This is a genomic window from Streptomyces sp. NPDC002403 (assembly GCF_053593015.1).
Map to the genome: position 1 here is coordinate 43,286 of NZ_JBSFBQ010000010.1, position 25,786 is coordinate 69,071.

A 25,786-nucleotide genomic window follows, 5' to 3' on the forward strand; every position below is an offset into this window, starting at 1 on the left:
TCCTCCTGCTGACGGCCGCGTTGATGCTGTCGACGCTGCTCGCCATCGGCATCGGCGCGGTCGGCGTCCCGGTCGGCGACGTCTGGACGGTCGTCGTCCACCACATCACCGGCCAGGGGCCGGTCGACGACGTGGCACTGGACCAGATCGTCTGGCAGTTCCGCACCCCGCGCGTCGTCCTCGCGGCGGTCGCCGGGGCAGGTCTCGCCGTCTCGGGCGCGGTCCTCCAGACCCTCGTCTCCAATCCGCTCGCCGATCCCACGGTGCTCGGCTTCTCCCACGGGGCATCGCTGGGCGCGGTCCTTGTGATCACGCTCGGCGGGGCCGGACTCGGCGGCCTCGGCGTCTCGGGGGCGGCCTTCGTCGGGGCGCTGGTGGCGGGGGTGCTGGTCTTCGCACTCGGCCGGCGTGCGGGGAGGCTCGCGCCCACCCGGCTCGTGCTCGCCGGGGTCGCCGTCGGCTACGTGCTGCTCTCGGCGACGAGCTTTGTGCAACTGAGGGCCACGCCGACCGAGCTGCGGACCGTCATGTTCTGGATGCTGGGCAGCGTCTCCGGCGCCCGCTGGGAACAACTGCCCACCGTCACCACCGCGGTGGTCCTGGGCACCGCCCTGCTCGCCCTCTTCGGCAGACGACTCAATGCGCTGCTCGCCGGGGACGAGTCGGCGACCGCGCTCGGCGTCGACGTCCACCGCACCCGCGCCGTACTGCTCGTGGTGAGCGCGCTCCTCACCGGGACGGTCATCGCCGTCGCGGGCGGTATCGGCTTCGTCGGCCTCATGATCCCGCACCTCGTACGCCTCGGCCTCGGCGCCGACCACCGCAGACTGCTCCCGCTGGCCGCGCTCCTCGGGGCGGTCTACCTCGTCCTCGTCGATCTGCTGTCCCGTACCGTCGACCGACCCAACGAACTGCCGCTGGGCATCCTCACCGCACTGCTCGGCGCACCGTTCTTCCTCTGGCTGCTGCGCCGCAACAAGGGGCTGGACTCCGCATGAGACTCACCGTGAACGGCCTCCACGTCGCCCTCGACGACACCCCGATCCTGCGGGACGTGAGCCTGGAAGTGACCCCCGGGCAGATCGTCGGCCTGGTCGGCCCCAACGGCAGCGGCAAATCGACCCTCCTGCGGGCCGTCTACCGCTCGCTGCGCCCGGTCGCCGGTGTGGTGGAGGTGGGCGGCCAGGACGTGTGGCGACTGTCCTCCCGCGCCGCCGCCCGGCACACCGCGGCGGTCCTCCAGGACGGGGCGGGCGCGGGCGGACTGACGGTCGCCGAGACGGTGGCCCTCGGCCGCACCCCGCACCACGGGATGCTGGGACGCGACGGCGGGCGCGACCGGCTCGCGGTCGTGGAGTCCATGGAGAGCTGCGGCATCGCGCACCTCGCCGCACGCGACCTCACCTCCCTCTCCGGCGGCGAGCGCCAACGCGTCCTCCTGGCCCGCGCGCTCGCTCAGACTCCCGAGGTCCTCGTGCTCGACGAGCTGACCAACCACCTCGACATCCGGGCCCGCTTCGCACTCCTGGACCTGATCAGGAGCACCGGGATCACCACCCTCGCCGTCCTGCACGACCTCGACCTCGCCGCCCGCCTCTGCGACCGTCTCGTAGTCCTCCACCAGGGCCGTGCCGTCGCCGCCGGACTGGTACTCGACGTCCTCACCCCCGCCCTCTTCCGGGAAGTCTTCGGCGTCCGAGCCCATACCGGACGCCACCCGGACGGAGTCGTCCGGATCACCTACGAGGCGGATCCGCTCGCCCCGAGTACCGGGGGCGGCCGGTGCCCCATCCCGGCCACCGACCCGCGTAATTGATCGCCCGTCCGGTGGCACGGCAGGGGGTACGGCAGGCTGCTCGGGGCGTCGACCGGGGCACGGATCACAAGACCCGGGGAGCCGGTCCACCGTCCGGCACGACCCCCGAGCAGGGAGCAACGATCACCGGGCAGGAGTTCCACAGCTCCACCCCGGCCCTGATCAACTCCAGTACCGCGCGTTGCTCGCCGGGCGTCCACGCGGCGCACTCACCCTCGAACAGCTTCTCGTAGGCGCTGTTCTGCACTGTTCCCTGCTCCGGCAGCTGGTGGACCGCGTCGAGACCCCGGGCCAGATCCTCGAAGAAGTTCCAAGCCTCCAGCACCGCGCCCGGCGGTACCTTTCGGCGCACCGGATCCTCCAGCCAGTGCTGGACGCGGCAGAGCTCCAGCGTGCCGGCCTCGGAAGCGGCGAGCTCCCTGCCTCGTCGGCGCACATGCACCCGCGCCTGCCGAACAGTCACAAACACCGGCACTTGCCGCCGGCCGTTGTCCTGCACCACCAACACCCGGTCGGGTTCGTCGCCCCGCCCACCGATCCACAGAACCACCGCACTGCGCCCGCGCCCACGCACCCGGTACGCATAGAGACTCCCGCCTCCACCGCGGCGTCCGGTCACGAACCCATCTGCCGTCTCGATCTTCGTCACACCCCCACACCGACAGGACCCGCAAGAACCGTCGCGGCCATTCTCCGCAGAGTCCGGCGGATCGGAACCCCGGAGAGCTCCGCTACTTGGCCAGCGATCCGAGCAGCGCCACTGACTGCTCGATCTCCTCGGGGACCCCTCGCCCGTCGAGCACAACCCGCTGCCCGCAATACCCCCGGCACTCCGGCCTCGGACCGGGCCGCAGGAGCCTGTCCAAGCGGTCGACGAGGTACTCGTCGCGGCGCCGGGCCGGTTCGTCCTTCGCAGTCGTGAGGCCCACCCTCTCCATCCCGGAGCATACGAGTACGCGCGCTGCAGGTGTGCCGCAGCAGGTCAGGAGCCCTCCCGCCCTTGCGGGCGGAAGGGCTCCTGACCTGCTGCTTTGCTGTGCCCCCGGCAGGATTCGAACCTGCGACACCCGCTTTAGGAGAGCGGTGCTCTATCCCCTGAGCTACGAAGGCGGGGGCTTGTAGGAATCCTTGAAGAAAACCCAGAGAGTGGATCTTCCGCTAGGCGTACAAGCCCGCTGGTCGGACGAGGTGTGGCACCTCCCGTGTTCTTGCCTGGACGGGCGGTGCGGCGTACCAGTGGCCAACCAGGGACAGCCTAGCGGATGCGGGTTGATGGGGAGGTCCTGTATCGGGTTGGTTGGGCAGGGCGCTCCCGGCAGGCTTCTGACCTGCTGATTCTTTGGCACGCGGGTGGCCGGAGGGGAAAGGATGCGTGATCGGCGCTGGTGATCTATCCGTTCCGGGTGTTCTGTCGGTTGCTGGCGAGGGGCGGTGGGGGCGGTGCGCGACCGTGTCCTGCCATGCGCCGAACGGGAGTATGGGCGCGAACGGGGTGCCGCGACGGCTTGCTTGCTGCTTCCTGGAGCCCATGGGCCGGGTTTCGCCAAGGGGCGGCCGGTTTGCCCGGGCGCCCCTTGGGTGCGGAGGCACGGAGCATTTGTCAGTAGGAGTTGCCGGTGGAGACCGCCTTCGCAGTTACTCCTTCTTGTCCTCGCCCTCGGCCTCTTCGTCGGGTTCGGTCGGGGTTTCGGGCACGTCGGGTTCGTCAGCCGGTGTGCTGCCATCGGGCGTGACCCGGTCGTCGGGGGTGATGGTCACCGGCTGGCCTGCCGCGGACAGTCCGGTCAGGCTTTCCTTGACGCGGTCGCAGAGAACGGTGGCCATGCGCGGATGGTTGTCGGCAAGCCACTTGCCGGCCTGCTTTCCGTGTCCGAACGCTTTGAGTAGCCGCTGTCGTTCCGATCTTGAGGGGTGTGTCTCGAAGGGGAGTTTCGCTTGGGTGGTTGCCGCCGGCTGCGGGCATGAAGGATGGGTCTCTCGGTGGCTCGGGGGTGCGAAGCCGACCGAGATCCAGGAGACCCTGTTGCCGCGGTTGTCCGTGCTCGTGCCGGTAGAGTTCAACTCGGTTGCTCCGGCGTGTGATTGTGTCGCTCACCGGTTCGGGAATGCGGCCGATCGCCCGGAGCGTGTCCGGCGGTATCCATCGGACATGACGGGCGCGGAGTGGGCCGTGGTCCGGTCGCTGCTGCCGGGGCCCGGTATCCGGGCGAGGACAGAACGGCGCGGCTCGATCACCCGGGGCTCCCCGCCAGGTCCGAGGGAGGCGTACATCCGGCGTGCCGGCGTCCGCCCTGCGTGCTGGCCGGCACCTGAACATTTCCACGGAACGGGGCCGGGGCCGGGGCCGCCGGAACGCGTCGGCGACCCCGCGGGTCGTCTTCCCGCCTGTCTCTGCCTGGATCAGCGGCACAGCGCCGTGTCGACGGCAGCCTCCACCCGCTGGGAGGCTGCACCCGTCGGGGCGGTGGTTACCGCGATGCCGGCGGCACGTCCGTCCTCTGTGACGCCTCCTCGTGTCCGGTATCCCAGGGCGGTTCCGCCGTGACCCCAGTAGACGCCGCCGCATGACAGCGGCGTGCTGGTCAGGCCCAGTCCGTAGCGGACGCCGGGGCCGCGTGCCTCTGCGGGGACGGTGGTGCGCATCTGGGTGAGCTGGGCCGGGGGCAGGAGTTTGCCGTCGAGGAGGGCGGTGTAGAAGCGGTTGAGGTCGCTGTTGGTGGAAACCAGAGCACCCGCAGCCCACCCCATGGACATGTCCATGGTGGTGTAGTCGATCAGAGGTCCGTCGGCCGCTTCCCGTTCGTAGCCCTTGGGGTGGGGCTCGTGGAGGGTCGTCTCTCCGGGGGCGGGGAAGTAGGTGTGGCGCAGTCCGATGCGGTCGATGATGCGCCGGTTGATCTCCTCGCCCATGGGGCGGCCGGTGACCTTCTGGATGATCAGGCCTGCGACCAGGTAGTTCGTGTTGCTGTACTCCCACTTCGCGCCCGGGGAGAAGTGGGCCTTCTGCGCGAGGGCGCCATCAAGCAGGTCGCGTGGCTCGAAGTACCGGTACCGGACGGCGGGGAAGTCCGCGAAGACGGGGGACTCCATGTATTCGGGCAGGCCGCTGGTGTGCTGGAGGAGTTGGCGGACGGTGATGTGGCGTCCGTCGATCCCCTCACCGCGCAGCAGGCCGGGCAGGTAGGTGTCGACGGGGGCGTCCAGGGCGATCTTCTTCTCGGCGACCAGCTGCAGCGCGACCACGGCCGTGAATGCCTTGGTGTTGCTGCCCGCGCGCACCTGCCCGTCCTTGGGTACCTTCGCCCCGGTCCTGAGGTCGCCGACACCCGCGGTGTAGTTACGCGTCCGGCCTTCGCGGTCCACGACGCTTGCCAGCGCAGCGGGCATCCGGTCGTCGTCCACCAAGGCGTTCAGGCTGCTTTGAACGGGGTCCGGCCTGGCGGCGGAGGCCGCGGACGGGAACAGTGCACCGGTGGTCATGACGGCCCCGGTGAGCACGGTCACGGCGAGCAAGGCCTTACGCCGGCCGCCTCGCGAAAGAGTGGGGCGGAACCTCGGCGATACACGTGCGTGCATGGAACAACTCCTGTCGTGACAGTGGAGAGCAAGCGAAGAGCGAGTCGGTACGCGCCCCGGTGACAGTGGCGGATTTCGACTCCGGACCGGATAAGGGCTCTTGCAGGATGTGGGGCCATGCCGGACGGCCCGTCGCTCCGGTGGCCCGGCGACGCTCGTGGGCACGGGCCCGCCGGGGTATCGGTCGCCGTTCCCGCGAGCGGGAGCGGCGACCGATACCGTCAAGCGCCGGTGGCGGCAGGGGCCCGCCCACCGGCCTGACCCGCCCTCATCGGGCGTCTGCGGCCGCGGTGCGGGAGCGGCGGCTTTTCGGTTGGATCAGTGAGGGTTTCAGCGGCACAGGGTCGTTTCGACGGCGGCCTGTGCGTGCTGTTCGGTGGCGCTGTCGCCCGGCATGGCGGTCAGTGCGATGTTGACCGCACGGCCGTCCTCCGTGACACCTCCCAAGGTGGCGTATCCCGGAATGGTTCCGCCGTGGCCCCAGTAGACGCCGCCGCACGGCAGCGGCGTGCTGGTCAGGCCCAGTCCATAACGGACACCCGGGGCGCCTGCGGGGACGGTGGTGCGCATCTGGGCGAGCTGGGCCGGGGGCAGGAGTTTGCCGCCGAGGAGTGCGGTGTAGAAGCGATTGAGGTCGCTGTTGGTGGTGATCACCGCACCCGCGGCCCAGCCCCAGGACGGGTCGAGTTCGGTGACATCGCGCCAGGGCGAGTCGGCTGTGTCCCGGTGGTAGCCCTTGGCGTGGGGCTCGCGGATGGTCATGTCTCCGGGGGCGGGGAAGTAGGTGTGGCGCAGGCCGATGCGGTCGACGATGCGCCGGTTGATCTCCTCACCCAGCGGGCGGCCGGTGACCTTCTGGATGATCAGGCCCGCGACCAGGTAGTTCGTGTTGTTGTACTCCCACTTCGCGCCCGGGGAGAAGTGGGCCTTCTGCGCGAGGGCGCTGTCGAGGAGCTCGCGCGGCTCGTAGTACCTCTGCGGATCCTCGAGGACCGCGCGCTTGTCCAGGTATTCGGGCAGGCCGCTGGTGTGCTGGAGGAGTTGGCGGACGGTGATGTGGCGTCCGTCGATGCCTTCGCCGCGCAGCAGGCCGGGCAGGTAGGTGTCGACGGGGGCGTCCAGGGCGAGCTTTTTCTCGGCGACCAGCTGCAGCGTGACCACGGCCGTGAAGGCCTTGGTGTTGCTGGCCGCCCGTACCTGCCCGTCCCTGGGTACCTTCGCGCCGGTCCTGAGGTCGCCGACACCTGCGGTGTAGTGATGCGTCCGGCCCTTGCGGTCCGCGACGCTCGCCGACGCGGAGGGTATCTGGTCGTCGACCACCAAGGTGTTCAGGCTTTTCTGAACGGGGTCCGGCTTGGCGGCGGAGGCCGCGGACGGGAACAGTGCACCGGTGGTCATGACGGCCCCGGTGAGCATGGTCACGGCGAGCAAGGTCTTGCGCCGGCCGCCTCGCGAAAGAGTGGGGCGGAACCTCGGCGATACACGTGCGTGCATGGAACAACTCCTGTCGGTAGGGGAACAACGTCAGTGGGTCAGGGAGAGGTGGTCGTGGTGCGACGGGCCTGCCGGTGGCTCGGCCTGGTCCTGTGATGGTCGCGGCGCATGAAGGAACGGCCCTCCTCCCGTGCCCCCGCCCGAGGACGGGGAGTATGGGTGAGGCGGGACCTGGTTCCGCTACGTGATTCGAGGAGACCTTCGGCGGCGCAGCAGCCGGTGGGCGGGCAGCATGACAGCCGCCGTGCCCGACAGGAACACCGTGCCGAGTACGGCCGCGCAGACCGAGGGGGACACCGACAGCGCGGACAGACCGGTCACCGCGCCGCCGAAGGTCAGCAGCGTCACCGCCGCGACCAGGGAGCCGACGGCGGCCCCCGTGCCGAGTACGAGGCAGGTCTCCAGCCGCAGCATCGCCAGAACCTGGCCGCGGGTCGCGCCGATGAGCCGGAGCAGCGCCAGTTCACGACGGCGGGACGCGGTGGCGACGGCCAGCGTGGTCACCACGCCGATCAGGGTGAACAGGGAGATCGCCGCGACTGCGAGCAGTCCGGGCAGGGCCTGTTGGCGTGCCTTCTCGGTGAGGGCCGCACTGTACTGTCCGGCGGACGTGGCACGGGTCCCGGGGAAACGGTCGAGCACCGGTCGCAGGTCGGCCGCTCCCTTCACCAGGAGGTAGTCGTCGTGGCCCGCGTCGGTGACGTGGGCGGCGACCACGTCGTGAGGCAGCAGGACGTCCCCGAAGCCCTGTCCCCGGTCGTAGACGGCCACCACCTCGGGGCGGATCACGGTGCCGTCCCCGAGCCAGAGAGACACGGTCGAACCGACCTTGGCCGCGCTGGCCACGTTCGAACTGAGCGCGACCGTGTTCTTGCCGCGCAGACCCTTCAGCGAGCCCGCCTTCACGCCCGGGTCCAGATTGGGCAGTGCGCCCTTCACGCCTTGGGTGGGCAGGGACTGGAGCTGGGCCGCGACCGACATCACCACGGTGGTGCGTTTCACCGCGGTCACGGTCTCCGGTCCGGCCGTCCTTTCCACCGCCCGGTACATGGCCCGGGGCACGCCCGGCCCGTTCGAGACGAGGACCTGGTCCGCGTGCAGCCCCGCGGCTGCCTGCGTCCGGGTGGCGTTGACCGCGGTGGTCTGCACGAACAGCTGGCTGGCGCCGAAGGAGAGCGCGAGCGCGATCGGCGTGATCACCGACGCGAGTCGCACGGCCGCGGCGGTGGCCGTGTCGGTGGCGAGCCGGCCCGGGACCGGGAACAGGAGGCGCATGACGGGGCTGAGGACGACGATTCCCCCTCGGGCGATCGAGGGACCCAGGAGGGCCGCCGCCCAGATGAGGGAGAGTACGAGTCCGCCCATGGCCGCGGTCGCCACCTGCCCGCCGAACGCGAACGCGGTGGCGGCCGAAGCGAGACCGACGACCAGGAGCACCAGGCCGGTGATCACGCGCCAGCGCGGTAGCCGGGTCGGTTCGGCGGAGGTCTCGCTCACGGCCTGGGCCGGCCGGATCCGGGATACGCGTCGTGCCGCGAGCCAGGCGGAACCGACCGCGGTGAGCACCGTGAGCGCCAGGGCACCGACGACGGGCAACGGTCCCAGAGCGAGCCCCAGCCCCTGGGGCAGGACCCCCTGCTCGGCCATGAAGCGGTGCAGCAGGGTGCCGAGCCCGAGCGACAGCAGACCGCCCAGGAGCGACGCCGGTACCGCGACCTTGAGCGTCTCGCGGACGATCACCCTGCGGACCTGCCGGGGGGTGGCACCGATGGCGCGCAGGACGGCGAGCTCGCGGGTCCGGTCCCGTACGGACGTGTCCAGGAGACCGGTCAAGATCAGCAGCACCACCAGGAGGGCGACTCCGCCGATCGACGCACAGACGCCGATCAGGTCGAGTCGTGCCGCCGCCACCTCCGGGTTCTCGACGTCGCCACGGTCCGCGCCGGTCGCGACGACGAGACCGGGGGCGGCTGCCCGCAGCGACTGGGCGGACGTCTCCTTCGTGCCGAGCACGACCAGCGCGTCCGCGCGCCCGGGACGGCCGCTGAGGACCTGTGCCGTGTGCTGGCCGAACCAGACATCGCGGCCTGCGCCGGACCCGCCGGCCACCAGACCGCTGACGCGGTAGGGTTCCGGCGCCCTGCCGCCGACCTGGAGACGGACGGTGTCCCCGACGGCCCTGCCGCTGCCGGAGTCCACCGCGACTTCGTGTTCGGCCCGCGGGGCCCGGCCGGCGCGCAGTTCGACAGCGGTGAGCGCGGTCGCGTCCCAGCCGCGGCCGGTCCGCACGGCCCCGTCCGCGGTGACCACCGGCAAAGAGACGTCCGCGACCACCTCGGTGACCCCCGGTGCCGTGCGTACCCGGTCCGCCACCGATACCGGTACCCGGGCCCGTTCCACCAGCGGCCTGACATCGGTCTGGTCGTCCTTGACGACCTCGACGCGCTGGCTCGCGGCGACGACGGCCACGGCGCGCTCATAGCGGTCGGCCGAGCCGTGCGCCCGTAGCGCGGACTCCAGCAGGACCCCGAACGCGCCCGTCAACGCAGCCGCGCACACCAGTGCCACCGCCACTCCGGCGGCGATACCGCGCCTCACAGCGTCCCCCAGTGGGCCAGGACGGTTGCGGCGGAGGGAGCCGTCAGCTCGTCGACGATCCTGCCCTCGCTCAGGAAGACGACATTGTCGGCCCAGGCGGCGGCCACCGGGTCGTGGGTGACCAGCACGACCGTCTGCCCCATCTCGTCGACCGCGTCACGCAGCAGCTTCAGGACGTGCTCGGCCGACCTCGGATCCAGCGCGGCCGTCGGCTCGTCGGCGAAGACGATCTCCGGGCGGGTGACGAGCGCTCGGGCGACCGCCACACGCTGCTGCTGGCCGCCGGACAGACGTGCCGGGAGCCGGTCCAGGTGGCCGGCCATCCCCACGCGGTGGACCACTTCGTCCAGCCAAAGCCTGTCCGCCTGGCGGCCACCGAGGGACAGCGGGAGGGTGATGTTGCGCTCGACGTCCATCGAGGGCATGAGGTTGTAGCCCTGGAAGACGAACCCGATCCGTTCGCGGCGCAGCCGGGTCAGCTCCGTCTCGCTGAGCCCTCCCATGTCCACATCACCGAGCCGTACCGTTCCGCCGCTGGGCCGGTCGAGACCGGAGGCGCAGTGCAGGAAGGTGCTCTTGCCCGATCCGGACGGACCCATGATCGCGGTGAGACTGCCCTTGCGGAACCCCCAGCTGACCCGGTCCAGCGCGGTCACCTCGCCGTAGGACTGGGAGACCTCCTCCAGGGACACGGCGAACGGCGTGGCCCGGGTCGTCATCGGTTGCATGATGGGTCCTTCGGTTCCTCGATCGGTCAGAACGGGTACCGAACGTAATCGCGCAAGCCGAGCAGACGGCAGCGGTCCCTCTCCCGAACCGGGGGTGTAGCACGCTCCACCTGCAAGGTGTAGCGCGCACTTATGACAGGGGAACACCCGTGACGTACCGTCTTGCCCCATGGACCTGAAGGCAAGGGCGCTCCACAGCCTACGATCCGCGAGATATCTGCTGGGTGGGCTCACCACCGCTCTGCCTTCGCTGGCCGGTTACGTTCTGTTGCCGCTCGTCTGCTTCTCGCTGATCTTCGCCCCGGTCCTGCCGTGGGCGGTGCGGCCGTTGCGCGCCTTGACCGATGCCGAACGCCGACGCGCCGAACGCGTTCTCGGCCGCCCTGTGCGCCGGCCCTACCCGACGCCCGAAGGCAACGCCTACCAGCGGACGCTGCAACTGCTGCGGTTCCCGGGTACCCGCAAGGACACGGCGTGGATGCTGGTTCACGGCGTCGTGGGGCTCGTCCTTCCCGTCCTCGTCCTGGGAGTGCTGCTCAGTCTGCTGCTGACGATCTCCATCCCGCTGTGGTGGTGGACCGTTCCCGGCGGAACCCTCACCCTCCTCGCGGCCCCCCTCACCACCTGGATGCAGGCGATCGTCCTGTCCGCGGTGTGTGCCTGGCTCTTCGCTGCCCTCTTCTTGTGGCTGGCCCCCGCCGCGGTGAAGCTGGAGACGTGGATCGCAGAGATCATGCTCGGCACTTGGACCGGCGCCGGCCGGCGGATCGAGGAACTGACCGCCTCGCGCGCGGGCGCCCTCCAGGCCCACGAGGCGGAACTCCGACGGATCGAACGCGACCTCCACGACGGCACCCAGGCGCAGCTCGTGGCGGTGGCCATGCGCCTGGCCCTGGCCGAGCGCCGGTTCGACAAGGACCCGCAGAGTTCCAGGAGAATGATGCTCGACGCCAGGACCACCGTGGACGAAGCACTTGTCCAGCTGCGCACCGTCATCCGAGGTATCCACCCGCCGATCCTTTCCGACCGGGGACTGAACGGAGCCATCCGCTCCCTGGCCGCGGGCCGGCCGATCCCCACCACCCTGGATCTGCCCGAGACCGACCGCCGTCCCCCCGCCGCCGTCGAGGCGGCCGCCTACTTCGTGGTTGCCGAGGCGCTGACCAACATCGCCCGGCACAGCGACGCGAGCCGTGCTCAGGTGTCGCTCCGGTACGACGGGCCCACGCTGCGCGTCGTCGTGCGGGACGACGGGTGCGGCGGGGCCGCACCCGGCTCCGCCTCCGGCAGCGGACTCGCCGGGGTGCGCCGACGGGTCGCCGCCCTGGACGGTACGACGAGGATCGACAGCCCTGTCGGTTCCGGAACGACGATTGAGGTGGTGCTGCCGTGCGGATCGTGATCGCGGAGGACAACGTCCTTCTCCGCGAGGGCCTGATTCTGCTCCTGGAGGATGTCGGGCACGAGATCGTGGCCGTCGTGGGAAGCGGGCCCGAGATTGTCCCCGCCCTGCTCGAACACCGGCCGGACGTGGCGGTCCTGGACGTCCGGCTGCCGCCCGGATTCCGCGACGAGGGGCTGCGTGCCGCCATCGAGGCCCGGAAACTCATCCCCGGCCTGCCGCTCCTGGTGCTCTCCCAGTACGTCGAGGAGAGCTACGCCGCTGAACTGCTCGGACAGGGCGCCTCGGGGATCGGCTACCTGCTCAAGGACCGTGTGGGGCACATCGAGGAATTCCAGGACGCGTTGGAGCGCGTCGCTGCGGGCGGAACGGCGCTGGACCCCGAGGTCGTCTCCCAGCTGATGAGCCGCCGGGACCCGCTCGACGCGCTGTCCCCCCGGGAACGGGAGGTTCTCGGGCTGATGGCGCAGGGCCTGGACAATCCCACGATCGCCACGACCCTGTTCATCACCGAACGTTCCGTCAGCAAGCACATCGGCAGCATCCTCGCCAAGCTGAACCTGCCGCCGAGCGACAGCGGTCACCGCCGGGTCCTCGCGGTGCTTGCCTACCTGAACGCCTGACCCGCGTCCCGGACGGCCGTCCCGTACGGCGACGTGTCCGTCACCGCATGGGTGTAGCGGGCTACACCTCAGGTTCGGGGGGACGGTCCGATGTGCCGACCGGGGGTGCGGGGAGAAGGTGAACGGCGTAAGAGATCCCACCCCTGCCGCCCATCGGGCCGCCGGGGGCGCACAACAGGAGGAACCCCCTGATGAAGCCCGTGCTCTGGCTGCTGCTCTTCGTCTCCACGGTGGCGGCGGTCTACGTCAGCACCTTCGCCCACTACACCGGCACCATGAGGGTCCTGGCCGGGGTCGGCACCGGCGTCGTCTTCGTCGGATCGGCGCTGGGACTGTGGCTGACCAGCGGCAAGAAGTGACCCGTAGCGGCGAGAGCACCTGAGGAGGGGGTGTCCGGCAGCGAGCCGGACACCCCCTCCTCATGCGTGATGCGGAAAACGGACACCACCTCAGGAGGTGTAGTCCGCACCACTCCCGAACGGGGAGCCATCCCTGTCGTTCCGAAAAGACGCCGTTCATAGGCTCTTTTGTACGGACACAGGGCCTTCCTTTCCTCGCCTCTACGGAGAAGCAACTGATGCGCTCACTCACTCGAACCACGCGACGGCACATGGTGATCGCAGTATCGGCAGCCTGCCTGCTCGTTCCCCTGGCGGCCTGCACACCGGACGACGGACCGCGACCGGCCGCTTCCGCCACCTCGACCGGCGGAGCAGCCCCGTACGCTCCGAAGAACGACGGGAAGCGCGACGGACGATTGGACGAGCGGCTGGACCGCGCCACGATCCCGGAACTTCAGGAGGACATGAAGGGCAAGCGGCTGACGTCCAAAGAACTGACCCAGGCATACCTGGACCGGATCCATCGCCTCAACCCCCGCCTCAATGCCGTCGTCACCGTGAACCCGGACGCACTGGACCTTGCACGCAAGAGCGACGAAATGCGCCGCACCGGTGAAGTGCGGGGGCCACTGGAAGGCATCCCCGTTCTCATCAAGGACAACATCGACACCGCGGACCGCCAGCCCACCACCGCCGGCTCCACGGCCCTGTTGCACTCCAAGCCGGCACAGGACGCCTTCCTGGTAAAGAAACTGCGCGACGCGGGTGCGGTGATCCTGGGCAAGGCCAACATGTCGGAATGGGCCAACTTCAGGTCCCCCGAGCAGACGGCCGGCTGGAGTGCCACTGGCGGCCAGACCCGTAACCCTTACGTACTCGACCGGAGCCCCTGCGGATCGTCCAGCGGCTCCGCAGTCGCCGCCGCGGCCGCCCTGGCCGCTGTGACCATCGGCTCCGAGACCGACGGCTCCATCGTGTGCCCCGCGAGTGTCACCTCCACCGTCGGCATCAAGCCCACCCTCGGCATGGTCAGCCGCAGCGGCATGATCCCTATCACCAGCCGCCACGACACCGCCGGCCCGATCGCCCGCAACACGACGGACGCCGCCCTGGCGCTCTGGGCCATCCATGGATCGGACACCGCCGACACGGCTACCTCCGAGGCCGACACTGCCCTCCCCTCCGACTACCGCGAGGTGCTCGACCCAAACGCCCTGCGCGGCAAGCGCATCGGCGTGTGGCGCAAGGGACACATCGGCATCGACCCGGACGTGGACCGTGCCTTCGACGCGGCTGTCCAGCGGCTCCGAGCGCTCGGCGCGATCGTCGTCGAGGGCGCGGACGTGGCCGACTCCAAGGACATGATGCAGAAGGACATGCTTCCCGCCGTGCTGACCGAGTTCAAGCACGACCTCAACGCCTACCTGGCCGCCACCCCAGGTCCCCACCCCAAGAACCTCACCGAACTCATCGCGTTCAACAAGCGGAACTCCACCGTCGAGATGCCGAAGTTCGGCCAGGAACTCTTCGAGATGGCCGACAAGACCGACGGCGATGTCAACGCCCCGGTCTACCGTCAGCACCGCAGCGCCGCGACCCGTCAGGCCCGTCAGGCCATCGACGGCGTTCTCGCCGAGCACCGGCTCGATGCCATCGTCACCCCGACCGGCATCCCCGCTCCTGCCGTCGAAGCGCTCGACCCCACCCCCTTCGAAAGTTCCACCCGCAACTCCGCAGTGGCCGGCTACCCCCACATCACCGTGCCCGCCGGCTACGCACGGGACAAGCTGCCACTGGGCGTCTCTTTCCTCGGAACGCGCTACAGCGACGCGAACCTGCTCAGCTACGCGTACGCCTTCGAGAAGGCCACCCCGGTCCGCAAGGCGCCCACCTACCTCCCCACCCTGCCCGGCCGGTCCTAGGGTCCTGAGTCCTTAGGGCCCCTTTCCGTATCGGCGTGGGTCCGCGGGAATGGGCATGGTGGCCCTCTGGCCTGCGGTTCTCTGCGGTTCCGGGGTGCTGGGGGAGGTGCGGTGCGGGGTGGGGGCGGGCGGTTTGTTCGGTCCGGGCGGTGCGCGGCCCCCTTGCGGGGTGGCGACGACGTGCGGGGGCTACGGAGACCTCGGCGAATGCCGCTGCCAGGACGGGGATGCGTTCATGGGCCGGAGGCCGGACCTCCGCGTGTTCTGAAGGCTGTTCAGGAAGTCGCGTGGACGGATGACTTGGCCGCGGCCGGCCGGGCGCTGTCGGTCTTCATGGTCCTGGCGATCCAGCCCGCGTAGGCGGGCGCGCTGCTGTAGAGGCCGGGGCCCTGCGAGCACACGGCACGTCCGGGGCGCCGGGGCCCGAGGTGACGCCGATCAGTTCCCAGCGGCCGTCCCGGCCCTTCTGGATCTGCGGTCCGCCGGAGTCGCCGAAGCACGCCATGGCGTCGGGCACGGTGGTGATGGTGCACAGCCGGGTCCGGTCCGCGTAGCCGGGCGCGCACTCGGACTCGGCACCCCTGCGGGTGTTCAGCTCCTGCAGCCGGTCCGGGAACTTGAACTCGGTGTCGACGGTGGTGCCGAAGCCCAGGAGCCGGGTCGGTGTGCCGGGCCGTCCGGGCCGCTCGGCGATCTTGATGGGGCGCTGGGTGACCGGGCGGTCCAGGCGTATCAGCGCGACGTCGTTCTTGTTGGCGGCCTTGCCGTCGCCGTTCGCGTAGCCGGGGTGGATGAACGTCCGGTCGATCTTTCGGACAGTGCCGCCGGACTTGCGGTGGTCGCTGCCGACGCGGACGATGCCGTCCAGTTCGAGGCCGTCGCCCTTCACGCAGTGGGCCGCCGTCAGCACCCACCGCTGATCGATCAGCGACGCCCCACAGGTCCCGTCGTTCAGGCCGTGCTCGGGGGCCGACTCCGGGATGGTCGCCATGAACGGGTACCTCTCGGTGGAGTCCGACCCATTGACGATGGCTCCGGCGCTGCCGGCCATGAGGGTGGCGCAGACCGCGGCGGCGAGAGCGCCGACGGCAGCGGTGCGGGCGGTTCGGCGGGGCAGCGGCTTGTAGCTGAACACAGGGAGTTTCCTTTTTCGCCTGGTGGATCCGTACGGGTTCAGCCTTGTTGTCCGGGGCCTGCCGGACCATCCGGGCAGCGGGCCGGTCGAGGGTGTGGCCAGCCCCCGGCCTGTGCTGGGGAGAACATGCCCGTCCGGCGGGAGGCCGGTAGAGGGCCGGGGGGAGGGCGGCGCGGGGAGGGGGTCGTAAGGGGGCTGTTCACGAGGCGAGTTGGGGGTGGGCGTACCGTTCTGACTGACCAGCAAGATCCGTTGTTCAGCATGCGCGGGGGTGTTCCCGCATGCCCGCATGCCGTGTCCGCGCCGCACCGTGGAACCGGGGCCCCTCGGGGTGCCGGGTGTTGCCGTACGGGCGGCCGGGGGAAGCGGCGTGGTGCGGGGTCGGGAGCCCCCGGGCCCGGACGTCGGGTGGCGCCTGACCGACGCCGCCCCGAAGGACCCCCCATGAAACGCCCTCTTGTTCCTTTTCTGGCTGCTCTTGCCTGCGCCGTCGCGCTCATCGTCGGGATCACGATCGGAGGCAGTCCGGGGACGCCCGCGGGCTTCCACCGCGGCAAGGACGGCACGCTGACGATAGACAGCGCGCAGCGTCCCGCCGCGCCGGACTTCATCGGGATGGATGCCGACGGACACCCGGTGCGGCTCGCCGACTACGCGGGGAAGACCGTCGTGGTCAACGCGTGGGCCTCCTGGTGCGAACCCTGCCGCAAGGAGACCCCGGCCCTGGTGCGCTACCACGAGAAGATGAAGGACCGGGGCGTCGTCGTCCTGGGGCTCAACCGGGACGGTTCCGCCAACGCGGCGCGCGCCTTCGCCCGTGAGTTCCACATGCCCTACCCCAGCATTCTCGACCCCGGCGGCAAGCACCTCCTCTCGCTGCCCAAGGGCGTGCTGAACACCCAGGGGCTGCCCGTCACCCTTGTCGTGGACGAGCGCGGGCGGGTCGCCGCCACGGTGTCCGGGGCCCTTGGCGAAGGGAAGCTGGAGGGCCTCGTCGCCGCCGCGCGGGCCGGTTCCCCTGCCGCGCGCTGAGCGGGACGGGGTGTCTTGACGGGGGAGGGGTGCGGGCATAGCGTCGCGAATGTCCCGATGACTGAGCAAGCGCTCAGATGCTGGAGAGGCCGTTCGTGCCGCACACTGACCCCGACCCCGCCGCCCCCGACCGGGCCCCCGCCCCCGCCCCGACGGACGCCGGGCGTATCGAGGCGATCGAGGCCGCGCTGACCGGGCCGGGAGCCCCGTTCGCCGTGGTGCGGGTGGAGGACGGGACGCCCACCGGCTCGCTCGTGTACGCGGACGGGCCGAGGACGCTTCGTGAGTTCGTGGAGACCACCTGGGCCTTCGGGGACCGGCCGTTCCTGATCTCGGGGGAGCGCAGCTACTCGTACGCCGAGTTCTTCGCCGCCGCCTCCGCGCTGGCGTGCCGGATGACCGGGACGTACGGGCTGCGCCGGGGCGATCGGGCCGTCGTCGCGATGCGCAACCACCCCGAGTGGCAGATCGCCTTCTGGGCGGCGCAGCTGGCCGGCCTGGTCGCCGTACCGCTCAATGCCTGGTGGACCGAGGACGAGTTCACGTACGCGCTGGACGACAGCGGGCCCCGGCTGCTCCTGGTGGACGGGGAGCGGCTGCCCAGGGTCGCCGGGTGGGCGGCGGAGAACGGGGCGCGCGTGCTCGTCTTCCACGGGGAGGAGACCGTCCCGGACGGGGTCGAGCGGTACGAGGACCTGCCCGCGCCCGATCCGCTCGCCGCGCCCCCCGAGGCCGGGATCCGGCCCGAGGACGACGCGACGATCATCTACACCTCCGGCACCACCGGCCGCCCCAAGGGCGCCGTCGCCACCCATCTCGCCCAGGTGGGGGCCGTGCTCAACCCGCGCTACCACGCGGCCGCCTCCGCGCTCGGGCGCGGGATCATCCCGGGGCAGGGGCCCGCCCCCGTGACGCTGCTGACGTTCCCGTTCTTCCACGTCGCCGCGTTCACCGGCTTCTACGCGGCGATGGCGGCGGGCGGCACCCTCGTCCTGATGCGGAAGTGGGACGCCGAGGAGGCGCTGCGGCTGATCCGCGAGCACGGCGTCACGCACTACGCCGGTGTCCCGGCGACCGCGCTCCAGCTGCTCGCCGCGGCCGAGCGGGCGGGCGACGGCCTGGAGAGCCTGCAGATGCTGAACACCGGCGGGGCCGCCGCCCCGCCCGATCTGGTCGCCCGGCTGACCGCCCGGCACGGCGACCGCATCGAACCCCGCAACGGCTACGGACTGACCGAGACCAGCGGCGGTGTCCTGGCGAACTTCGGCGCCGAGTACCGGCTCCACCCGGACAGCGTCGGCCGTCCGACCCCCACCACCGAGGTGCGGATCGCCGGGCCCGAGGGCGAGGCACTTCCCGAGGGCGAGGTCGGTGAGCTGTGGCTGCGTGGTCAGTCCCTGGTCCGCGGCTACTGGCGCGACGAGGCGGCGACCACGCGGGCGTTCGCCGGCGGATGGTTCCGTACCGGTGATCTCGCCGTGGTGCGGGAGGGGCGGGTCAACGTCGTCGACCGGATCAAGGACATGGTGATCCGCGGCGGGGAGAACGTGTACTGCGTGGAGGTCGAGGCGGTGCTGCACGACCACCCGGACGTCGAGGACGCGGCGGTGCTGGGGGTGGCGCACCCGGTCCTGGGCGAGGAGGTCGCCGCCGTCGTCCGGCTGCGGGACGGCGCCACCGTCACGGCCGAGGAGCTGAGGGCGCACGTCGGGCGCAGTCTGGCCGCGTTCAAGGTTCCGGCCCATGTGCTCGTGCGGGAGGAGCCGCTGCCCCGGAATCCGACCGGGAAGATCCTCAAGCGTGAGCTGCGCGGGACCGTCGAGGCGGAGGTCCGGGGCGGGTGAGCGGCGCGGTCGGGCGGAGGCGTTGTCAGGGGCGGGTTATGCGGATCCGGTAGTTGCCCTTCTCGTCCTTGTCGACCACGGATATGCGTATCCCCTTGGCCCGGTCGGTGAAGGTCTCGCCGGGCCGGAAGGTGGCGTCGGAGAGCTCGGCGTGCACATTGGGCAGCCGGGTGCAGCCGGTGCTGCCCTTGGTGCTGTCGGTGACGGACACCGGGCCCTGTCCGGTGTCGACGTCCGAGCTCACCTTGTAGATCAGCACGCCCGGCTTGCAGATCGCCTGGTCGTTGCCGGCCTTGGTGCGTACCTCCACCGCGTAACCGGACTTGCCGCTCAGCGGCACGAACGCCAGCTTGGTGCCGCCGCGGGTGGCCAGCGGGCCGAGCACGTGGTCGCTGGTGCCGGACCGGGCGGCGCAGCTGATCTGGCTGTTGTCCAGCCAGCCGAGCTTCCACTTGTGCCAGCCCAGCAGGTCGTTGTCGGCCCCCCAGTCCTCGGACATGATGTCCCAGTGCCCGACCGAGCCGCCGCCCTCGATCGTGTACAGGTCGGGGAGGCCGAAGACATGGCCGTTCTCGTGCGGCAGGACGCGGAACCCGGTCTGTTTGAACGACCCCGAGCCGTCGTCCTGGCGGCTGTAGATGAACGACGTGTTGGAGAGCGGGACGCCGTCCGCCCGTGGGGCGTCGTCGTTGCCCGAGAAGGTCACGGACAGGACGGTGTCCAGGGCGGAGGGCCCGGCGTTCGGCGTGACCAGGATGTTGACCAGGTCGTACTTGGCGAAGTCCACCTTGTGGTCGGTGGCGGAGACGATGTCCTCGACGAGGTGGCGGTAGCCCGGTTCGTACGGTGAGCCCCGGTCCACCCCGTACTCCGAGAACGGCAGTGGCATCCGCAGCCAGGACTTCAGCGGGGTCTCGGGGACGTAGGTGAGTCGTCCGTACGACGCGGTCCGGAACCAGTCGGTGGTCTGCGGGAAGAATTCGGCGTACCGGTCCATCGCGGATCCGGCGCCCGGTTCGTCCGGGAAGTCGATCATCAGATTGAGGGCGCGGACCTTGCCCGTGGAGCGGGCGTAGCCCTCCGGTGTCGGCATGCCTTCCGACATCTGCACGCCCATGGTCGCGGGTATCCGGCAGGGGGCCACGCCTGCCGAACGGGCGGTGGCCACCGGGCCCGCCGAGGCTCTGCTGGCTATCGGAAGAGTGTTGCTGGCCGTGGCCATTGTGGCTATGACCAGGACGGTTGTGGAGGCGAGTGCGATCGGGCGGCGGCGGTTGCGTATCCGGTGGCGGGGCTTTTGCATACAGGCGCCTCGGGGTCCGCGGCAGTCGGCCGACCCTGACTGCGCTCTGCGGATCAGCCTGTTGCGGGTGGTGCGGGGTCGCTCGTTGGGTGCGCCGTTCGGCTGACCTTCCCCTTTTGAGACGTGACTCAGGTCACATCGAGTGGGGAAATAACCGGGGACTGTTTCCCCGTTTGAACTCGTGTCCCGGTGAAACGGGGAGGCGTTCCCCGGTTACGGGACAGGGGCGCCAAGGGGTCGATGTGCGGTCGCCGTGGAGAACGGGGATCGTCGTAGGAGAAGAGGACAGCCGTCGTGGACACCGTCAGCCGCACCGCCACCGGAGCGCCGCACACCCGGACACCGCGTCCGCGGGCCGATGCGCTGCGCAACCGGGAGCGGATCGTGACGGCCGCGCGCGAGATGTTCGTCGAGTTCGGGCCCGATGTGCCGCTCGACGAGGTCGCCAGGCGTGCCGGCGTCGGCAACGCCACCCTCTACCGGAACTTCCCCGACCGGGCCGCACTGGTGCACGAGGTCGTGCTCGCGGTCACCTCCCGGACCACCGACCGCGCGGAGGAGGCGGCGGCCGCGGAGGCCGACCCCTTCGCCGCGCTCAGCCGCTTCGTGCACGCGGCGGCCGACGAGCGGATCGGGGCGCTGTGCCCGATGCTCTCCGGCGGCTTCGACAAGGACCATCCCGAATTGCTCGCCGAGCGCCGGCGCCTCGAAGAGGCCGTCGAGGGGCTCGTGTCGCGCGCCATGTCAGCGGGGCGGCTGCGCACCGACATCGCCGTCGGTGACGTACTCGTCGCCCTCTCCCAGCTCACCCGGCCGCTGCCCGGCATCGGCTGCCTGGACATCGACCGGTTCACGCACCGTCATCTACAGCTGTTCCTGGACGGACTTCAGGCCCCGGCCCGGTCCCGACTGCCAGGAACGGCGGCGACCCTGGAGGATCTGCGGCGCCGGCCATGACATCCGCACCGGGCTTGTGAGCCGGGCTCCAGGGCCGGTCTCCGGCACAGGTCTCCAGGACCGGGCGCCCGGTGACGCGTCAGCCGCGCCTTGACCATTCCTTCCTTTCACCACCCGACCCTTCACCATCCCTTTCACCACTCGACCCTTCACCGACTTCTCGGTACACGACTCTTCGCGTGCGTGCGCGTGCATGTGCGTCCTTAGGTGGATACCTCCATGTCAAAAACAGCCGATATCCGACTCCCGGACCCCAGTCGCTGGAAAGCGCTGGCGTTCATCGCCCTCGCGCAGCTGATGGTCGTGCTCGACGCCACGATCGTGAACATCGCGCTGCCGCACGCCCAGACGGCCCTGGGGATTTCCGATGCCAACAAGCAGTGGGTCATCACGGCGTACGCCCTCGCCTTCGGCGGGCTGCTGCTCTTCGGCGGCCGGATAGCCGACCTCTGGGGCCGTAAGCGGACCTTCGTCGTCGGTCTGATCGGCTTCGCGCTGGCCTCCGCGCTCGGCGGCGCGGCGCAGAACCAGGGCATGCTCTTCGGCTCCCGCGCGCTCCAGGGTGTCTTCGGGGCGTTGCTCGCCCCGGCGGCCCTGTCGCTGCTCGCCGTGATGTTCACCGATGCCAAGGAGCGCGCCAAGGCCTTCGGCATCTACGGCGCGATCGCCGGTGGCGGCGGCGCCGTCGGTCTGATCCTCGGCGGCTTCCTGACCCAGGCGCTGAACTGGCGCTGGACCTTCTTCGTCAACATCCCCTTCGCCGTCATCGCGGCCGCGGGCGCGTACTTCGTGATCCGTGAGCCGGCCGGCAGCCGCAACCGCTCGCCGCTCGACGTCCCGGGTGTCGTCCTGTCCGCGCTGGGTCTGGTCTCGCTGGTGTACGGATTCACCCGGGCCGAGTCCGCCGGCTGGTCGGACGCGCTGACCATCGGCATGTTCGTCGCCTCCGGTGTGCTGCTGCTGTCCTTCGTCCTGACCGAGTCCAGGGTCAAGTCGCCGCTGCTGCCGCTGCGCGTGGTGCTGGACCGCAACCGCGGTGGTGTCTACCTCTCGCTGGGGCTGGCCGTCATCGCGATGTTCGGGCTGTTCCTCTTCCTGACGTACTACCTCCAGGTCGTGAAGGGCTACTCGCCGATCAGGACCGGCTTCGCCTTCCTGCCCATGATCGCGGGCATGATCACGGGCTCGACGCAGATCGGTGCCCGGCTGATGACCCGGGTCCCGGCGCGCAAGCTCATGGGCCCCGGCTTCCTGACCGCGGCCGTCGGCATGCTGCTGCTGACGCAGCTGGAGATCGACACCTCCTACGCCGGGCTCATCCTGCCCGCGCAGCTGCTGCTGGGTCTGGGCATGGGCACGGCGTTCATGCCGGCGATGTCGCTGGCCACGCACGGTGTCGAGCCCCGGGACTCGGGCGTCGCGTCCGCGATGGTCAACACCTCGCAGCAGGTGGGCGGTGCGATCGGTACGGCGCTGCTGAACACCATCGCCGCGTCGGCCGCGACGGCGTACGCCTCCTCGCACGCCGCGCTCGGCGCCAGGAACCCGGAACTGCTGAAGCTCCAGTCGATGGTGCACGGCTTCACCGGCGCCATCTGGTGGGCCGTCGGCATCCTGGTGGTGGCCTCCGCGATCGCGGTGACCTTCATCAACGCCGGGCGTCCCTCGGCGGGCCCGGCGACCGGAGCCTCCGGTTCGGGGAGCGCGGACGGCGTCGAGGACGAGTTCAGGGTCCCGGTCGTCGCCCACTGAGCGCCGACGCGTGACGCGCGACGTGACACATGGGGTGCGATGTGACACGAAGGTGAAGTGAACGCGGCTGTGCCCCGGCTCCTGTTCGAAGGCTCGGACGGAACCGGGGCACAGCCGTGTCGGTACGTGTCCGGCTCAGCGCAGCCAGGGCAGATCCGCGTCCGTGCCCTCCGGCTGCAGCCCGGCGGCGACGACCTGCATGATCTCGCCCAGCGAGCGCACCTGCTCGGGCGTGAGCCGGTCGAACATCGCCTGGCGTACGGCGTCGACATGGCCCGGAGCGGACCGGCGCAGCATCTCGAAGCCTTCGTCGGTCAGGACCGCGTTCTGGCCCCGCTTGTCGGAGGGGCAGTCCTCGCGACGCACCCACCCGCTCTTCTCCAGCCGCGCGACGGCGTGCGAGAGCCGCGAGCGGGTGATCTTGGCGTCCTTGGCCAGCTCCGTCATCCGCTTCTGGCGGCGGGGGGCCTGGGAGAGCTGGACGAGCAGTCCGTAATAGATGTGCGGCATGCCGGCATCGCGCTGCAACTGGCGGTCGAGGTGGTCCTCCATGAGCGTGGTGGCGTGGAGGTACGCGCGCCAGACGCTCTGCTCTTCGTCGGAGAGCCAGTGGGGCTCACCGGTGGATGCCGTGGTCATGTACTCCACTGTACGACCTTTTCTTGAAAGTTGAACTAGATAGAGCTAAGGTCTCCGGAAGAGGGAAGCTTGAACATTAAAGAACCCTTCCTTCTCAAAAAGACGCCTGTAGAAGACTTACCCGGATCAGCAGTGGATGGGGAGTGCCATGACAGTCACCGCGGAGCGCATGCCCGCCCTCTATCTCTCCCACGGCGCCCCGCCGCTGGCCGACGACCCGCTCTGGCCCGGTGAACTGGCCGCCTGGTCCGCCGGGCTGCCCCGCCCCCGCGCGATCCTGATGGTCTCCGCGCACTGGGAGGAGGCCCCGCTGGCCCTCGGGGCCACGGAGACGGTCCCGCTCGTCTACGACTTCTGGGGCTTCCCCGAGCACTACTACCGGGTGCGGTACGCCGCCCCGGGCGCGCCGGAACTGGCGGAGAACGTGCGCAAGCTGCTGCGCGGCGCCGGTACGCCGGTCCAGGACATCCCGGACCGCGGGCTCGACCACGGGGCGTACGTCCCGCTCGTGGAGATGTTCCCGGACGCCGACATCCCCGTACTCCAGATCTCCATGCCGACGCTGGACCCGCAGAAGCTGATGGACATCGGGCGCAGGCTCGCGCCGCTGCGCGACGAGGGCGTGCTGATCGTCGGCAGCGGCTTCTTCACCCACAACCTGGCCGCCCTGCGGCACGCGGGCGGCGGCGTCCCCGGCTGGTCGGCGGAGTTCGACGACTGGGGGAGCCGGGCGCTCCAGGCGCAGGACATCGACGCGCTCCTCGACTTCGAGCACAAGTCCCCGGCCGGCCGCCTGGCCCACCCGCGCACCGAGCACTTCGCGCCGCTCTTCGTGACGCTCGGCGCCTCGGAGGGCGAGCTGGACCGGGGGCGCAGCGTCATCGACGGGTTCTGGATGGGACTCGCGAAGCGGTCCGTGCAGTTCGGCTGAGCCCGGTCCCTGCCCGGGCGCCGGTTCAGGCCCCGGTCACAGGGCCGGCGGGTTCAGTTCGATCGAGCGGAGTGCGGCGGCGAGGGCTGTCTCGTCGCCGACGTCCAGCGCGGTGTCGGTGAACTTGATGGTGTGGTCGTCGCCGTGCGCCGCCGCCCGCGCGAACAGTTCACCGGCGGACGCGCCCGCCGGTGCGTAAGGGGCGGCCTCGGCCGGGCTGTACGCGGCGGTGACCGCGGCGCTCGCCGCCCACGCGGCCTCCAGGCTCGGCGCCCACAGCGCGCGGGGCAGCGCGGGCAGGGCACGCAGCACGGCATTGGGCGCGGTCGCGGCGTGCACCAGCATGATCGGCTCGCCGTGCCCGTGCGTGGCGAACCGGTGGGTCGCGGCCCGCACCAGCTCCGTCAGCCGGGCCCGCGCCTCGTCCGGGTCGCCGGTGAACCGCGGCGGCCACACCGGGAACGCGGTGAGCTGCGCCAGCCGGTCCCGGATGCCGCCGTCCTGCTCGGGCACCGGCGGTACGGCGTCCAGCGCGGCCGCGGCGGTGGACGCGGGCGCCAGCGGGGCCAGTGCGGGCAGCGGCTGGTGGCGGGCGGCCCAGTAGCCGAGGCCGTGGGCCAGCTCGGCGATCCGGGGCGCGGTCGCCTCGCCGACGAGCAGGGTGCGTACGGAGTGGCCGACCCGGATCACGGGGTGGGTCGCGCCCGCCGCGATGCCGGGCAGCAGCCGCGGCCACCACTCGGCGAGGACGCCCCGCCAGGGGCGCTCGGTGGTCTCCCGCTCGAAGTACGCCGTCCAGTCGGCGATCCGGCGCGGGTCGCCGAGGGCCTCGCGCCAGTTCTCCGCCGTCACCCGGGCCGAGGTGTCCGGCATGTCCTCCAGCTTGTGGCGGTAGTGGTCGAGCCAGCGGTGCACGGTCGGCGCCTGGCCGTGCCGGACCAGCGCCTCGACGGCCATCGGGGCGTGATTGCTCAGCCAGCCGTCGCGTTCGGGGCCCGAGGAGTGGAGGCGCTCCAGCGCCTCGTCGAGCGTTCCGGTGGTGTCGTCCGCGGTGTTCCTCGTGTCGTCCATACGCGAGCACGCTAGGCGCGGGACCCGTGCGGCGTAACGGACCGGGGACCCGGATCGGCACCTGCCCGGGGACTAGGGCTGTGGCCCCAGTCGCTTCTCGTACCAGGCCACGTCCCAGTACCTGCCGAACTTCAGGCCCACTTCCGCGTAGGTACCGACATGGCGGAAACCGAAGCGCTCGTGGAGCCGGCCGGAGGCGTCGTTGGGCTGGGCGACGCCCGCGTACGCCCGATGCAGGTCCTCGCCCGCGAGCGCCTCGAACAGGGACGTGTAGAGCAGTGTGCCGATGCCGCGGCCGGTGGCCCACGGGGCGCAGTACACGCTCACCTCGACCGAGGTCGCGTAGGCCGCCTTGGGGCGGAAAGCGCTGCTGGTGGCGTACCCCAGGACCGAAGCGGGGCCGACAACCCGGACATCCTGAGCAACCAGAAGACGGTGCGGGCCGTCTTCAGGGTGGGAACGCAACCAGGGCAGCCGCTGTTCGGGGGTGAAGGGGGTCGTGTCGAATGTGAGCGCGGTCTCACGCACGTAATGGTTGTAGATGTCCGCGAGCGCCACCAAATCACCCTCGACGCCCGGCCTGACCTGCACTTCTGTGGGCCCCTCCGGCATGCGCACCTCC

23 protein-coding genes and 1 tRNA gene are annotated in these 25,786 nt (G+C 70.7%); 11 read left to right on the forward strand and 13 right to left on the reverse strand.

Annotated features, from left to right (window positions below; translation table 11 throughout):
* Positions 1-23: 23 nt before the first annotated feature.
* Together ACWCPY_RS14325 and ACWCPY_RS14330 are read left to right on the forward strand one after the other, a co-directional pair.
* Positions 24-998 carry a FecCD family ABC transporter permease gene (locus ACWCPY_RS14325; protein ID WP_451264936.1) on the forward strand — a complete coding sequence of 325 codons (975 nt, stop codon included), beginning with the start codon at positions 24-26 and terminating at the stop codon, positions 996-998.
* On the forward strand, positions 995-1,816 hold the full coding sequence (locus ACWCPY_RS14330) for an ABC transporter ATP-binding protein (RefSeq protein ID WP_451264707.1): 822 nt from the start codon (positions 995-997) through the stop codon (positions 1,814-1,816). The genes ACWCPY_RS14325 and ACWCPY_RS14330 overlap by 4 nt, the downstream gene beginning before the upstream one ends.
* 64 nt (positions 1,817-1,880) lie before the next feature.
* Here ACWCPY_RS14330 and ACWCPY_RS14335 read toward each other — a convergent pair whose 3' ends face one another.
* The 8 genes from ACWCPY_RS14335 to ACWCPY_RS14370 all read right to left on the reverse strand — a co-directional run bounded on the left by ACWCPY_RS14335 (position 1,881) and on the right by ACWCPY_RS14370 (position 10,212).
* Entirely contained in the window at positions 1,881-2,465 is a 585-nt protein-coding gene (locus ACWCPY_RS14335; protein ID WP_451264709.1) for a hypothetical protein, read from the reverse strand.
* 82 nt (positions 2,466-2,547) lie between these two features.
* Positions 2,548-2,745: a hypothetical protein gene (locus tag ACWCPY_RS14340; RefSeq protein ID WP_451264711.1), complete on the reverse strand. Its 198-nt coding sequence runs from the start codon at positions 2,743-2,745 to the stop codon at positions 2,548-2,550.
* Between the two features lie 108 nt (positions 2,746-2,853).
* Positions 2,854-2,926 (reverse strand) — tRNA-Arg (locus tag ACWCPY_RS14345).
* Between the two features lie 525 nt (positions 2,927-3,451).
* Positions 3,452-3,640, reverse strand: a complete 189-nt coding sequence (locus ACWCPY_RS14350; RefSeq protein WP_451264713.1) for a hypothetical protein — start codon at positions 3,638-3,640, stop codon at positions 3,452-3,454.
* 576 nt (positions 3,641-4,216) lie between these two features.
* Positions 4,217-5,392, reverse strand: a complete 1,176-nt coding sequence (locus ACWCPY_RS14355; protein ID WP_451264715.1) for a serine hydrolase domain-containing protein — start codon at positions 5,390-5,392, stop codon at positions 4,217-4,219.
* Positions 5,393-5,722: 330 nt separating this feature from the next.
* A complete protein-coding gene (locus ACWCPY_RS14360) occupies positions 5,723-6,886 on the reverse strand; it encodes a serine hydrolase domain-containing protein (protein WP_451264717.1) in 1,164 nt (387 codons plus the stop codon).
* 180 nt (positions 6,887-7,066) lie between these two features.
* On the reverse strand, positions 7,067-9,484 hold the full coding sequence (locus tag ACWCPY_RS14365; protein ID WP_451264719.1) for an FtsX-like permease family protein: 2,418 nt from the start codon (positions 9,482-9,484) through the stop codon (positions 7,067-7,069).
* Positions 9,481-10,212, reverse strand: a complete 732-nt coding sequence (locus ACWCPY_RS14370; RefSeq protein ID WP_451264721.1) for an ABC transporter ATP-binding protein — start codon at positions 10,210-10,212, stop codon at positions 9,481-9,483. Before ACWCPY_RS14370 ends, ACWCPY_RS14365 begins: the two co-directional genes overlap by 4 nt.
* Before the next feature lie 169 nt (positions 10,213-10,381).
* On the opposite strand from ACWCPY_RS14370, the gene ACWCPY_RS14375 reads away from it, so the two are divergent.
* The 4 genes from ACWCPY_RS14375 to ACWCPY_RS14390 all read left to right on the forward strand — a co-directional run bounded on the left by ACWCPY_RS14375 (position 10,382) and on the right by ACWCPY_RS14390 (position 14,500).
* A complete protein-coding gene (locus tag ACWCPY_RS14375; protein ID WP_451264723.1) occupies positions 10,382-11,614 on the forward strand; it encodes a sensor histidine kinase in 1,233 nt (410 codons plus the stop codon).
* A complete protein-coding gene (locus ACWCPY_RS14380) occupies positions 11,602-12,237 on the forward strand; it encodes a response regulator transcription factor (protein WP_361178173.1) in 636 nt (211 codons plus the stop codon). Before ACWCPY_RS14375 ends, ACWCPY_RS14380 begins: the two co-directional genes overlap by 13 nt.
* A gap of 191 nt (positions 12,238-12,428) precedes the next feature.
* Positions 12,429-12,596 (forward strand): hypothetical protein, encoded by a 168-nt coding sequence (locus ACWCPY_RS14385; RefSeq protein ID WP_165484671.1) that lies wholly within the window; start codon positions 12,429-12,431, stop codon positions 12,594-12,596.
* A 251-nt stretch (positions 12,597-12,847) separates the two neighbouring features.
* Entirely contained in the window at positions 12,848-14,500 is a 1,653-nt protein-coding gene (locus tag ACWCPY_RS14390; RefSeq protein WP_451264726.1) for an amidase, read from the forward strand.
* Positions 14,501-14,831: 331 nt separating this feature from the next.
* On the opposite strand, the gene ACWCPY_RS14395 is transcribed toward ACWCPY_RS14390, so the two are convergent.
* Entirely contained in the window at positions 14,832-15,635 is an 804-nt protein-coding gene (locus ACWCPY_RS14395; RefSeq protein ID WP_451264728.1) for a S1 family peptidase, read from the reverse strand.
* A gap of 444 nt (positions 15,636-16,079) precedes the next feature.
* On the opposite strand from ACWCPY_RS14395, the gene ACWCPY_RS14400 reads away from it, so the two are divergent.
* Together ACWCPY_RS14400 and ACWCPY_RS14405 are read left to right on the forward strand one after the other, a co-directional pair.
* Positions 16,080-16,667 carry a TlpA family protein disulfide reductase gene (locus ACWCPY_RS14400; protein ID WP_451264730.1) on the forward strand — a complete coding sequence of 196 codons (588 nt, stop codon included), beginning with the start codon at positions 16,080-16,082 and terminating at the stop codon, positions 16,665-16,667.
* A gap of 95 nt (positions 16,668-16,762) precedes the next feature.
* On the forward strand, positions 16,763-18,511 hold the full coding sequence (locus ACWCPY_RS14405) for a class I adenylate-forming enzyme family protein (RefSeq protein ID WP_451264732.1): 1,749 nt from the start codon (positions 16,763-16,765) through the stop codon (positions 18,509-18,511).
* A 25-nt stretch (positions 18,512-18,536) separates the two neighbouring features.
* On the opposite strand, the gene ACWCPY_RS14410 is transcribed toward ACWCPY_RS14405, so the two are convergent.
* Entirely contained in the window at positions 18,537-19,814 is a 1,278-nt protein-coding gene (locus ACWCPY_RS14410) for a M6 family metalloprotease domain-containing protein (protein ID WP_451264734.1), read from the reverse strand.
* Positions 19,815-20,108: 294 nt separating this feature from the next.
* Here ACWCPY_RS14410 and ACWCPY_RS14415 point away from each other — a divergent pair, with 294 nt between their 5' ends.
* The gene (locus ACWCPY_RS14415) at positions 20,109-20,771 is read left to right on the forward strand and encodes a TetR/AcrR family transcriptional regulator (RefSeq protein ID WP_451264736.1); all 663 of its coding nucleotides are present in this window, start codon (positions 20,109-20,111) and stop codon (positions 20,769-20,771) included.
* 219 nt (positions 20,772-20,990) lie between these two features.
* Positions 20,991-22,523, forward strand: a complete 1,533-nt coding sequence (locus ACWCPY_RS14420) for an MFS transporter (RefSeq protein WP_451264738.1) — start codon at positions 20,991-20,993, stop codon at positions 22,521-22,523.
* A gap of 135 nt (positions 22,524-22,658) precedes the next feature.
* Here the strand turns inward: ACWCPY_RS14420 and ACWCPY_RS14425 are convergent, their stop codons facing one another.
* Entirely contained in the window at positions 22,659-23,171 is a 513-nt protein-coding gene (locus tag ACWCPY_RS14425) for a MarR family winged helix-turn-helix transcriptional regulator (RefSeq protein ID WP_451264740.1), read from the reverse strand.
* Positions 23,172-23,310: 139 nt separating this feature from the next.
* Between ACWCPY_RS14425 and ACWCPY_RS14430 the strand changes: the two genes are divergently transcribed.
* Positions 23,311-24,093, forward strand: coding sequence for a dioxygenase family protein (locus tag ACWCPY_RS14430; RefSeq protein ID WP_451264742.1), 783 nt, complete (start codon positions 23,311-23,313; stop codon positions 24,091-24,093).
* A 36-nt stretch (positions 24,094-24,129) separates the two neighbouring features.
* On the opposite strand, the gene ACWCPY_RS14435 is transcribed toward ACWCPY_RS14430, so the two are convergent.
* Together ACWCPY_RS14435 and ACWCPY_RS14440 are read right to left on the reverse strand one after the other, a co-directional pair.
* Positions 24,130-25,164 (reverse strand): questin oxidase family protein, encoded by a 1,035-nt coding sequence (locus ACWCPY_RS14435; protein WP_451264744.1) that lies wholly within the window; start codon positions 25,162-25,164, stop codon positions 24,130-24,132.
* A 72-nt stretch (positions 25,165-25,236) separates the two neighbouring features.
* Complete coding sequence (locus ACWCPY_RS14440; protein WP_451264746.1) at positions 25,237-25,776, reverse strand: N-acetyltransferase family protein; 540 nt, start codon at positions 25,774-25,776, stop codon at positions 25,237-25,239.
* Positions 25,777-25,786: the final 10 nt, after the last annotated feature.